Origin of the sequence: Proteiniphilum sp. UBA5384, from assembly GCF_002410825.1 — a bacterium.
In the GTDB taxonomy this organism is placed as follows: Bacteria; Bacteroidota; Bacteroidia; order Bacteroidales; family Dysgonomonadaceae; genus Proteiniphilum.
Genome location: NZ_DHOS01000047.1, coordinates 61,135 through 71,759 on the forward strand (window position 1 = coordinate 61,135; position 10,625 = coordinate 71,759).

The following is a 10,625-nucleotide window of genomic DNA, read 5'->3' on the forward strand; positions in this document are numbered from 1 at the left end:
CGATGATGATATATTGGGTGTGAAGGCGGTGTACACGCTCACGAATGGTAAACAGCGGGAGTCTGTTACTTCCTTTTATGGCGATAACCTGAAAATAGAAGGCTATAACGACACCAATGAACATGAAGCATTGCTTTATACCATTAGCCGCTCGCAGGTCCTTTCCGATCCGGTATTGGTGAAATTTACCCCGCTGGAATCTCCATTGAGCAAGGCTGTCAAAACAATGGAAATCGCCAGTGATTTCGGTGGTGCTTATTACACGTGGAAGAATATGGATAAAGTGATGCTTACTGCTGAAATGCTGGTTGCATCGGACGATGGCAAGATGCAAACTGCCCGGATTGCGACCTCGAGTCTGGAAAATGCCTTTTTCAGTGTCCGTGGCTATGAGCCTGTTCCGAGAAAGTTTGGTATAGTGCTTAAAGACAATTGGGACAATGTTTCCGATACCATTTATCCGGAAGGAGGCACCGTGACTCCCTGGTTGGAAATGACATTAGATAAAAAGCTGTGGTCGGTTTATAAAGTAAATGGAGCATATCTTTCCGGTGATGTGACTTTTACTAATTGGGAAGGGCGTGACGAATATATGTTTGATGACGACATAAATACCTATGGGCATAGCTATGCAGGTTCACTTCCGTCAAGTATTACAATTGATCTGGGAAAACCGGCCGTGCTGAGTCGGATAACGTTTTTCCAACGATTTAATGCCAACAATAACGGAGGTTACTACAACTGGGGGAATCCTCGCCGGATCATCGTATATGGATGCAAAGATGCTCCCATTACCGGTAACTGGGATGAATGGACGGAGCTGATCGACTACACCATGACCAAGCCGTCAGGAACCAATGACCAATATACGGTCAATACCGACGAAGACCTTCAGGCCGGTATCAACGGGCATGAAGCTTCTTTCCCGATCCAGTCAGAAGCTTACCGATACCTCCGGCTCAGGTTTATGACCTCATGGGAGAATCGCCCTTATGTTCATCCGGCTGAAATAACCGTGCAGGGGATCTATGAAGAATAGCGTGTGGCAAATGATACAATGGATAAAATAAAAGATTGACAGATGAAAAAATATATTATAAGTTTGATTGCCGTGTGCGCCTTGTGCTACCAGTGTGATGATATGATGGATGTGCACAAGCCCTTTATTGAAGGTGGAGAAAAGGTGTATACGCAGAAACTGGACCAGACGGATTTTTATGCGGGACACAACCAAGTCTATTTCAAGTTCTATATGGGCAACACCACAAATATCAAAAGTGTCGACCTGTTTTGGGATGAAGATTCGCTCATTATCCCAATGCCTTCGCATGGCTGGGATATAGTCGCGGTTCCCACTGAGGAAGAGAGATCCTATACGTTCCGTATTCGTACAACCGATATTTTCGGGCACCATTCGTTGTGGAGTACCGGTTTTGGCAATTCCTATGGCAATTATTTCCAGGAGTCGCTGGTAAACCGGTCTGTAAAGAGTTTTTTATTGACCGAGAACGATAGCAATGGAGAGATAACATGGTTCCCACCGGCGTCGAACCTTGTTCGTAGCGAAGTACGCTATGAAGATCTGGACGGGCTGGAACAGATTGTAAATGTACCTTTCGGTCAGAACATCACTCAAGCTCCGGGACTCGGAATCAACCGGTTTGAAGTGCGTTCGTTCTTCCTGCCTGAGCCTAATGCATTGGACACTTTCAATACCGTATGGCAAGAAGTAACTCCCGTATATAAGTTGCCGACGATAGGCTGGACCGTCAAATACTGCAACTCATGGCATGGACAGCCTTCGTTGACAGGCACCCAGAACATGCCCCATTTCATTTTCGATGGCATTTATACCACCTTTTGGCACACAAGCTATAGTAATTATGCAGAAGGAACACATCCACTCGATCCGACTATCACCAGGGATCCCGCTCCTTTTACCATTGTGGTTGATATGGGTGAACCGGTAGAAATTGCACAAATTGACGTATATCGCAGGTTGAGTAACAACAACACGCAAACCGTCGTGGTATATGCGCCTGCCGTGGAAGACAATCTTCTTACGGATGAGGATATTAAATGGTTGGGAAACATACCGGTGACCTATACGAATCATGCGATGTTCAAAAACTACAGTTATCCCGGAGTGGAAAATCCCAATTGGGTAGAGCTTGGTAAAATTGAATATCCCAACGACGCTACGTTGGATACTCCCGAAAAGAACCTAAGAACAGTGGATGCCTCCGCTCATAATATCAAGAGCCGGTACTTGAAGCTGATTCTACCAAATTCACGCAGTAACGGTAATGTGTCAATTGCCGAAATAGCCGTACATGGAAGATAATTTATTATTTATACAAAGTCAGAAAACAATGAAAATGAGAAAGATAATTCTGTTTTGCATTATCTCTTTGCTGGTTGCATGTGGGAAAGATTCAAATGATGATACAATGCCGATAGTGCCACCGCCGGCCAAAGAAACAGTGAGTCTGAAAGTGATGACCTATAATATTGCTGGAGCCGCAGCAAGCACAGGAGTACGAAGCCTGCCTGATCTGGCCGAAGTAATCAAAAAAGCCAACCCTGACTTGGTGGCCATCCAGGAAGTGGATGCGTTTACTACGAGGAATGGAAAAGATGTACATCTTGCCCGTGATCTGGCGGCTTTGTGTGGCATGGATTATTGGTTCTTTGCTAAAGCCATGAATTTTTACGGTGGGGAATATGGCGATGCCGTCTTGTCTAAATTTCCTATCAAGGAGTCGGAAGCTTATACGCTGACCGGTGATTGGGAAGGACAGGACATTGAGACCCGTTCTGCCGCCCGTATTACCGTGGAAGTTGGAGGAAGAGATATTTGCTTTATCAGTACCCATCTTGACCATACGGATAATGGATGGCGGATAATCCAAGCAAATGAATTGATCGAGATTGTGAAGGGGTTGGATATGCCGGTCATTATGGGAGGTGACATGAACTGCACGCCTACAAGCGATCCGATGAAAACGCTGTATCAGGAATTGGAATCTCCCTGTAAAACGAACAGTTGTCTTGGCACTTATGTGGGAAGCAAAAATGCAATTGATCATCTACTCTACAGAAGTAATGATGTCTTGACCCTTTCTGAATACGGTGTTTATTTTTGGGCAGACAAGGAATCCGACCATTATCCCGTGGGGGCTATATTCGAGGTGGAGAAAATAGGTCAATAATAATATAATTGAATTAAATTCAAGTGTTTGGCTGTCGGATAAACTTCTTTGTTGATAATCGGAAGAATATGATATATCAACACTGTGGCTGTCGACAGCCAATACTTTTTTCTGATATCTTGTGTGTTATAGATATTCCTGTATTAATAAATGCAGGGAGAGAAATGCTTCATCCGTTGAATTATTTTCCCAAGGTATCGAAATTATCTGTACCTTTGAATATTTTAAAATAATCTCCACTACATATCGCAACCTTAATGAATGGGAAGATGTGGAAATAAAATATATCTGACAATGAAAAGATTGGCTTTGAAATTAACATTTGTGTTGTGGGTGCTTTGCGTGGGCAGTGGCGTAATAGGACAGGAGAAAGTTAAAATCCTGTCGTATAACGTCCTTTACGGTTTGCAGGAAGACTCGGTAAATATTGATCGGTATGTATCCCTGCTCAATGAGTTGGAGCCGGATATCGTGGCAACACAAGAGATGAACGGGTGGACACAGAAAACATTGGAGGGGTTGGCAAAACGATATGGACATCCCTATGCGTTACAGTCGAAAGAGGATGGGTTTCCCGTGGCACTGACCTCAAAAACACCCTTGGTGAATTTCAGGAAAGTGACCGAAAATATGTGGCATAGCTATATCTACGCAAAAGTGAAAGGAATCCATATTTTCGTCATCCATTTCTCTCCTTTCGACTATCAGAAACGGTTGGAGGAGGTGGAAAATATTATCGCCCAGACCAAGGAACTCCCTGCGGATGAGCCAATCCTCGTTATGGGAGATTTCAACTCTTTGTCTGCCTCCGACGGCGCCCATTATGGCAAAGAGATGCTGGATAATATGCGGGACCGGGAAAAGAAACAAACCCATATTCGTAATCTGAATAACGGGAATTTTGATTATACCGTTTTGGGAAAACTCGAAGAGGCCGGTTTCAAGGATTCCTATAAAATATTTACCGATGAATTCACGGCAAGCCTCCCTACTTTCAAAGATGGAAAAGGAAACTTGAAAAAGAACAACGTGGGAATACCCAAACGTATCGATTTTATTTGGTGTAATCCGACTGCCGCCAAACGTGTAACGAAGAGTGTCATTCTGAAGAATGAAGACACCAATATAATCTCAGACCATTATCCTGCTTATCTCGAAATAATTCTTGATTAATGAAAAATTATTACAGATCAATTTTTTTGTTCCTGTTATTGCTTCCTTTTATAGTTGTGGGAGCAAATGTGTCGGAGAAGGAAGGCGTCCTTATCAATCTGCAAACCAAAGACCTTTCCATGATTATGACGGTGGGTAAGGACAGTGTGGTTTATTTTCATCATTTTGGAAAGAAGATAGAAGATGCAACACCTTTCTTACGCAAAAAGAGCTACCGTAGAGATGATTATGGTACTGATCCACATGCCTATCTCGCCGCGGGAGGATCCAACTACCGTGAACCGGCACTGCTTGTGACCCATTCTGATGGAGACCTGAATACCGAACTGGCTTATGTGGGGCATCAACAGGAGAAAATGGGAGATGACAATGTGGTACAGACCACTATCACCATGCAGGACAAGAAGTTGCCACTGGTTGTGCAACTGATAGTGACTGCTTATACCCGGGAAAATGTGTTTACCCAGAAGGTGAACATAACCAACAGGCAGAAGCAGGACGTTGTACTGCACAATTTCTATTCATCCTATCTGCCCATACGTGCAAAGAAATATTATCTCAACTCTTTCCATGGAGCATGGGCACAGGAGATGTTTATGGAGGAGTCGCTGTTGAACCACGGGATCAAATCGATAGAGAACAGGATGGGAGTGCGTACTACCCATACCGAGAACCCTTCTTTCGTGCTGGCATTGGATATGCCGCTCGACGAGAATGCGGGAGAAGTGATTGGAGGAGCCCTGGCATGGTCAGGGAATTATAAAATCAATTTTCAGGTAGATGAGTTTGATATGCTTGGCATTACAGCCGGGATGAACCCTTATGCTTCGGAATATACGCTTGGGGCAAATGAAATATTCCATACGCCGGAGATGGTTTATACATACAGCACTACCGGTGCCGGAGGTGTCAGCCGCAACCTGCACGATTGGGCGCGGCGTTATCAGGTATATGATGCCGGCACCGTCCGCCCCACATTACTGAATAGCTGGGAGGGAGCCTATTTCACGTTCGATGAGAAGACCATCACCGACATGATTGATGATGCCGCCGATATGGGTCTTGAGATGTTTGTCCTCGACGATGGATGGTTCGGGAATAAATATCCCCGGAATAGTAGCGGACAAGGCCTTGGCGACTGGCAGGTGACTGAAAGCAAACTACCCCGGGGGATTTCCTATCTTGCTGATTATACGGTAAACAAAGGTCTTCAATTCGGTATCTGGATAGAGCCCGAAATGGTGAACCCGAAAAGTGAACTGGCTGAACGGCACCCCGACTGGATTGTGAAGGCAAAAGGGCGTCCTGTGCCCACGACTCGCAACCAATGGCTACTTGATATGACGAATCCTGAAGTGCAGGATTTTGTATTCGGCGTATTTGATGATGTGATGAAGCAATCGGATAATATCTCGTATGTCAAGTGGGATGCCAACAGACATGTGGCATCGGTGGGATCTGCTTTCCTTCCCGCGGACAAGCAATCCCATTTCTGGATCAACTACACACAGGGATTGTATAGTGTATATGAAAGAATCAGAGCCAAATATCCCGATGTACTCATCCAAGCCTGTTCGTCGGGTGGGGGACGCGTGGATTATGGTGCGATGAAATATAACCAGGAAGTATGGACGAGTGACAATACCGATGCCCGAAGCCGGATATTTATCCAGTATGGGACTAATATGATTTATCCGGCGCTGGTTACCGGCTCGCATGTCTCCGCGGTGCCAAATCACCAAACCGGCAATGTGACCCCGCTGAAATTCCGTTTCGACATGGCGATGAGCGGTCGTTTTGGAATGGAATTGCAACCCAAGGATTTATCCGGGAAGGAAAAAGAGTTTGCAAAGACAGCGATAGAAAACTATAAGTATATCCGTGATATCGTGATGGAGGGTGATCTCTACCGGATTATCTCCCCTTACGAGGAAAAGGGTTTATATGCCATCATGTATGTGGACAAGGACAAGAAACGGGCTGTAGTGTTTGATTATTGCTTCGAATATCAAGGGCGTACACACCGTGGGCAGTCTGTCAAATTGCATGGTCTTGACCCGGCAAAACGCTATAAGGTAACGGAACTGAATGTGGAGAAGTCGGGTTTCTGGGGAAATAACGGGGTTTTCAGCGGTGAATACCTGATAAATGAAGGAATCAACCCGCAGTTGGAAAAAATGTACCAAAGTGCGGTCTTTTTCTTGGAAAGTATTGATTAATTCGGCTTGTTGATTGAATGGAAATATGAGCACAATTTAGGAGTAGAAGGTAACAACAATATTTTTGTAAGTTATAGAGACAGAGGTGCGAAATTTAAAAATTGTTATTGATGAAGAAAATTAATATTCTGGCATTATTGCTCACATTGTCACTATTTATTGCGGCACAAGATGCACAACGCTTTTTTCCCAAATCGGACCTGATACTTTCGGGAACGTATTACTATCCTGAACAATGGTCCGAAAACCAATGGGAAAGAGATATAAAGAAGATGAAAGAGTTGGGTTTCGATTTCACCCATTTCGGCGAGTTTGCCTGGGCAATGATGGAACCGGAAGAAGGAGTGTTCGATTTTGAATGGCTTGATAAAGCGGTGCAACTGGCCGAAAAATATGGGTTGAAAGTGGTGATGTGCACACCTACCCCCACACCGCCGGCATGGCTGACCACAGCGCACCCCGATGTTCTTGTGGTAAACGACAATTTGCAGAGGATCGAGCATGGAGCTCGGCAACAGGCATCCTGGGCAAGCGATACCTACCGGAAATATGTGGAAGTCATCGTCACTCAACTTGCCCGGCGCTATGGAAACAATCCGGCAGTATGGGGATGGCAGATAGATAACGAACCCTCCCACTACACATTTTCGTATGACTACAGCGAGAATGCACAGCAAAAATTCCGTGTTTGGCTGAAAAACAAATATCAGACTATCGACAAACTGAACGATTCATGGGGTAACCAGTTCTGGAGCCAGATGTACAATGATTTCGACCAGATCCGCATCCCCAATCCGAAAGTGTTACCCGGAAAAGCCAATCCGCATGCGATGCTCGACTATAAAAGATATACGGCAGATGAAGCAGCGTCATTTATCAATTTTCAAAATGATATACTGAGAAAATATATATCCGACGCACAATGGGTCACCACCAACACTATGCCCGGACATCCCCAGGTTGATCCCGGCCGGATGACACATCTGGATTTCCTGTCTTATACCCGCTACCTTGTCAATGGCCGCTATGATGGCTACGGCGATCAGGGATTCAGGATATCGAATACCGAGATGTTGGGACTCAGCAACGATTTTTATCGTAATATAAAAGGGGTGACAGGCGTGATGGAGATACAACCGGGACAGGTGAACTGGGGTGCTTTCAACCCACAGACATATCCCGGCGCAGTGAGGTTATGGTATTACCATATATTCGCAGGCGATTGCAAATTTGTTTGCCATTACCGCTTCCGCCAGCCTCTGAAAGGAAGCGAGCAATATCACTATGGCATGATGAAGACTGACGGCGTATCGGTAAGTAGGACGGGTGAGGAGATATTGCAGTTCAACAGGGAGATTCAGGAATTGAAAAAAGAACGGGTTGACAATGCCAAATATCCCGAAAGACTGGAAAAAATTAAAACAGCCATACTGATCAATCCGGATAACCGGTGGGAGATGGATTTCCAGCCTCAATCCAACCAATGGGATACGCACAAACACCTGGTAAAATACTATAATACGGCTAAGAGTCTGGGTATACCTATAGACATTGTGGAGGAGAATGCCGAGTTTGAAAAATATCCTGTTGTGATAGCGCCTTCTTACCAGTTATTGGATCATGAGCTGGTGGTACGCTGGAAAAAATATGTAGAGAATGGAGGTCAATTGATACTGACTCCCCGCACCGGACATAAGAACAGGGAGGCCCACCTGTGGGAAACGGAGCTGGCTGAACCTATCTATGAATTGATTGGAGCAAAGGAACTGTTCTTCGACCACCTCCCGTCCAAAGTTTGGTCGAATGTGCAATTTGACGGAAAAGAATACCAATGGAACAATTGGGCAGACGTGATTGATTATGCTGACAATACCACCGTATGGAGCAAATACAATGACCAATACTATAAAGGGATGGCTGCCGTTATCCACAAGAAAGCCGGCAAAGGTGCCACAACTTATATCGGTGTGGATACGGATGATGCCAAGCTTGAACGCGATGTGCTGGAAAAGGTGTACCGTCAGATTGGTGCTCCTTACGACCTGCCGCCGGGCGTCCTCATCGAATGGCGCGATGGATTCCATATCGGGCTGAACTACAGGTCTGAATCATATACATTTCCTATCCCATCCAATGCCAAGGTGATATTGGGTGAGAAAAATACACCACCCGCCGATGTGGTGATATGGAAAGAGTGAGCTTGAATTTTCTCTCAGCTTTCACTATGTTTGTACCGTTTTGATCTCGTAGTATTACCCAAAAACACCGTCTGGCATACAATATTAACGAGAAAGAAATCATAGTCTTGGTCCTTTTTGCATGGGAACATTACGATGATAAGTAAAAGCGCTATAATTTTGAGAGGATTGAAAAACTGAAACAAAAATAGGATACTGAATTGCAAAAGATTCTTGAACGTAACCAGTATGTCAAATGTGATACGATTGAAAATGAGATATTTCAACAAATTCTAAATAAGGAATCACCATTATTCTTTTATAAATGTAGAATAAAGTTAATGATGGGGAGGTAATCTTTGAGTTTAATGCGTAGGTTTTTAAGAGATTGAGTGATGTGATATTCTACCGTTTTGACGGATATTTCCAATTCCATGGCAATTTGGGTGTTTGTTTTTTCCCCGAAGCGGCTCAATAAAAAAACCTCCTTTTGCTTTCCAGGTAATTCGTCAATGGCTCGGTGAATCTTTTCCGTTAACTCGTTGATAAAATAATAGTCGGGGTCTTCAAATTGATCTTTTAATTGATCATATAATATGGAATGCACCTGTTCCTTATAGCGGGAGCTGCGTATGGCATTCAGACATCTATTCTTGATGGCCGTAAACAGATAGGAGCGGAAAGATTTACTGATGACAATGGTCTTTCTTTTCTCCCAAATAAATACCATGAACTCCTGAACCAATTCTTCCGACTCTACATCTTCAATATATTGTGAGGCATATTCACACAAAGGAGAATAAAAGTGGTGAAACATCCGCTTATAAGCTTCTTCGTTTCCTTCTTGTACTTGTATAAATAACAACTGTTCGTCTATTGCTTCCATGTAGTCTACAGAATCTTTAACCTGCAAAACTAAATAAAAATCTCATTAGTGTCCACTAAAAAAAATTAAGTTTTAATTGAGTATCATTTTTATCCATATTAGTTTCTTTGTAGAAAAGTTCCCTGATAGGAGTTTTATCCAACAACGAAGCACTCAGTACTCTCAAGACTTCGTATGTACTTCTATTAAGATGAAGCTCATACTCAACAATAGCTACCATACAATATGCAATGATAGCTGTAAATATTTGGATTCGAACAGTCCCCTCGGTTGTACCCCAAAAGGATTTAATTTCAAGATGCTGCTTGATCCATTTAAAGAACAACTCAACATGCCACCTGTAATTATAAAGCAGGGCAACTTGATAGGCGGATACTTCCTGGAAGAAGCATAACCGGTAAGTTTTATTATCTGATCAGCCAATATGCCATCAGCATTATGGTTTGTATACTGATCCTTAATTACTTCATACTGCAAGCGGCTTTTCTCCCGGACGACAAAATAAGACTCTATTTGCGTAATATGATTAAGTCGCTTAAGATCAAAATAACCTATGTCAAATACATAATATGCACCCGTTTCATAAGGAATAATATCCATTGCATTCATATCATGAACTTTGGCAGGAGTTACATGTACAAAAGCAGGGATCTGTGTTTCAATATCGAACAAAGTGTGGAGTTTGATTCCTGCTTTAGTTTTACGAAACTTTGCCCACCAGAAGACACTCAAACACAAGTCGATTGTAGTGGAATCAAAAGCATAGACTTTCCCCTCAATTTCAAACTCCCTGACTATTCTTTTTCTTCGGGCAATGTTAATCATATAATATGCAAAGTCTTCAAATATTTTAGGATCTCTCCTTTCGTTGGCTTTAGAAAGATTACTTCTGGTAATGCTTTTTCCAAAGCCAAGATGGTAGGAACTGATTCCAACAGCTGAAGTGCTTTACGTATTT

At 43.5% G+C, this 10,625-nt stretch carries 7 protein-coding genes and 2 pseudogenes; 6 read left to right on the forward strand and 3 right to left on the reverse strand.

Annotated features, from left to right (window positions below):
- From B4G81_RS09080 to B4G81_RS09105, 6 genes are all read left to right on the forward strand, one after another.
- Positions 1-1,039 (forward strand): DUF5000 domain-containing lipoprotein (locus B4G81_RS09080; protein ID WP_294081733.1); only part of this gene is annotated, 1,039 nt, incomplete at its 5' end.
- A 42-nt stretch (positions 1,040-1,081) separates the two neighbouring features.
- The gene (locus tag B4G81_RS09085; RefSeq protein ID WP_294081736.1) at positions 1,082-2,344 is read left to right on the forward strand and encodes a DUF4998 domain-containing protein; all 1,263 of its coding nucleotides are present in this window, start codon (positions 1,082-1,084) and stop codon (positions 2,342-2,344) included.
- 34 nt (positions 2,345-2,378) lie between these two features.
- Positions 2,379-3,212: an endonuclease/exonuclease/phosphatase family protein gene (locus B4G81_RS09090; protein WP_294081738.1), complete on the forward strand. Its 834-nt coding sequence runs from the start codon at positions 2,379-2,381 to the stop codon at positions 3,210-3,212.
- Between the two features lie 294 nt (positions 3,213-3,506).
- Entirely contained in the window at positions 3,507-4,385 is an 879-nt protein-coding gene (locus B4G81_RS09095; protein WP_294081740.1) for an endonuclease/exonuclease/phosphatase family protein, read from the forward strand.
- Positions 4,385-6,604, forward strand: coding sequence for an alpha-galactosidase (locus B4G81_RS09100; RefSeq protein WP_294081742.1), 2,220 nt, complete (start codon positions 4,385-4,387; stop codon positions 6,602-6,604). The genes B4G81_RS09095 and B4G81_RS09100 overlap by 1 nt, the downstream gene beginning before the upstream one ends.
- Positions 6,605-6,714: 110 nt before the next feature.
- Positions 6,715-8,802: a beta-galactosidase gene (locus B4G81_RS09105; RefSeq protein WP_294081744.1), complete on the forward strand. Its 2,088-nt coding sequence runs from the start codon at positions 6,715-6,717 to the stop codon at positions 8,800-8,802.
- 298 nt (positions 8,803-9,100) lie between these two features.
- On the opposite strand, the gene B4G81_RS09110 is transcribed toward B4G81_RS09105, so the two are convergent.
- From B4G81_RS09110 to B4G81_RS09115, 3 genes and pseudogenes are all read right to left on the reverse strand, one after another.
- Positions 9,101-9,658, reverse strand: coding sequence for an RNA polymerase sigma-70 factor (locus B4G81_RS09110; RefSeq protein WP_294081925.1), 558 nt, complete (start codon positions 9,656-9,658; stop codon positions 9,101-9,103).
- 64 nt (positions 9,659-9,722) lie between these two features.
- A pseudogene (locus tag B4G81_RS15335) lies at positions 9,723-10,040 on the reverse strand (transposase); the annotation flags it as partial.
- A 56-nt stretch (positions 10,041-10,096) separates the two neighbouring features.
- Positions 10,097-10,597, reverse strand: a pseudogene (locus B4G81_RS09115) (IS4 family transposase); the annotation flags it as partial.
- Positions 10,598-10,625: the final 28 nt, after the last annotated feature.